We start from the raw sequence: 1,086 nt of genomic DNA, 5'->3' as shown, positions 1-1,086 counted from the left end.
ACTCGCATCTGCCTTGACAGAATGAATGATGATCCATTCCCTGTTGAGTCCGGTACTCTTGGCAGGGTCGATCACGTTGATGACATCGGCACTTTGCATTGTATCTTTGACAACGGAAGAACGCTTGGAGTGATCCCAGGCGTGGACGATTTTCACGTTATCAGAGAAGGATCGGAACAAACTGAGGAAGAAGAAATGAATATGTCAATGTAACGGTCAAGTTAAGACAGCTTGACCGTTTTTTATTTCAGAAAGGAACGTGGTAAATGATAAAATATTTCGATATCTTCGCAGGTATCGGCGGATTCCGCTCAGGACTTGAAAAAGCAGGCGGTTTTGAGTGCGTCGGTTATTGTGAAATAGACAAATATGCAAAGAAAGCATACGAAACGTTGTACGATACAAGAAACGAGGTGTATTACGATGACACAAGAAAAATCGACCCAAACGAGCTGCCTGATCTCGACCTTATATGCGGAGGATTCCCTTGCCAAAGCTTTTCAATTGCTGGAAAACGGAAAGGATTCAGCGATACCCGAGGAACTCTCTTCTTTGAGATCGCCAGGATTGCCGCCATTAAAAAACCTAAGTATCTGCTCCTTGAAAATGTTCCCGGACTGCTATCGCATAACTGTCTTAGCTTCGCACGACGGGCAGGACGTTTGCGGCCATCATCGGTACGTTGGATGATCGCCTTAGCTTTGCACGGCAGGTACGATGTCGTATGGGAAGTGCTTAACAGCGCAGATTTTAGTCGTGCGGAGCTAAGACAGTGCCCCAATCCCGAAAAAGAGTGTATATTGTCGGATTTCATAGAGAAAAGTATTCCGGAAAAGTATTGTCTTTCACAGACGCAAATCCAAAAACTCTTGTCAAAAGAATTTCAGGCAGAGAGGGAAACAGGGTATATTCAGCCGACGGACTGAGCATAACGCTGACAAGCCAGGCAGGAGGCTTCGGCGGAAAGACGGGACTGTATGAGATAATGGGACTGCCAATAAAATCAAAAACTAAGTCAGGCTATCAGATAGCTCTGCCCGGTGACAGCATTGACCTTGCATATCCAAATATGAATTCAAGGAGAGG

General features: G+C 45.4%; 2 protein-coding genes. Both read left to right on the top strand.

The window, feature by feature from the left end; all coding sequences use genetic code 11:
• Nucleotides 1–213: DUF4314 domain-containing protein (locus LI114_RS13545; protein ID WP_227221108.1), on the top strand; the 213-nt coding region annotated here is incomplete at its 5' end.
• Nucleotides 214–266: 53 nt separating this feature from the next.
• Nucleotides 267–926, top strand: a complete 660-nt coding sequence (gene dcm / locus LI114_RS13540) for a DNA (cytosine-5-)-methyltransferase (RefSeq protein WP_227221107.1) — start codon at nt 267–269, stop codon at nt 924–926.
• Nucleotides 927–1,086: the final 160 nt, after the last annotated feature.

The organism is Ruminococcus sp. 210702-SL.1.03 (assembly GCF_020559915.1).
Classification (GTDB): domain Bacteria; phylum Bacillota; class Clostridia; order Oscillospirales; family Ruminococcaceae; genus YE71.
The sequence above is the reverse complement of the archived record's forward strand: the minus strand, read 5'-3'. Positions and strand labels throughout refer to the sequence as shown.

Bases quoted from the DNA above. Each gene is read 5' to 3' on its own strand.
- dcm (WP_227221107.1), top strand. From the start codon at position 267: ATGATAAAATATTTCGATATCTTCGCAGGTATCGGCGGATTCCGCTCA.